Below are 272 nucleotides of genomic sequence, written 5' to 3'. Positions count from 1 at the left end.
GCGGCGCGCCCTGGCCCGGGCGGTTCCGCAGGCGGAGGTGGTGGGCGAAGCGGTCGATGCGGCCCGCGTCGACGCGCGGGCGGATCTGGCCCTGCTGTCCCACGTGCTGTACTACGTCCCCCGCGTGCGGTGGGCGGCCACGGTGGCGCGGATCCTGGAGTGGGTGGCGCCGGGCGGGCTGCTGCTGGTTCTGTTGCAGGACCCGGGCAACGCCTGCATGCGCATGGTGCATCACTTCACCGGGCACCGTTTCGATCTGCGGGAGCTGGCCG

General features: G+C 73.9%; 1 protein-coding gene. It reads left to right on the top strand.

The genetic code is table 11. From position 1 onward, the window contains the following. Positions 1-272: methyltransferase domain-containing protein (locus CCN44_RS42795; protein WP_167404100.1), on the top strand; the 272-nt coding region annotated here is incomplete at both ends.

It is taken from the genome of Streptomyces tricolor, from assembly GCF_002155905.1.
Classification (GTDB): Bacteria; Actinomycetota; Actinomycetes; order Streptomycetales; family Streptomycetaceae; genus Streptomyces; species Streptomyces tricolor.
This window is presented reverse-complemented; position numbering and strand designations above follow the sequence as displayed.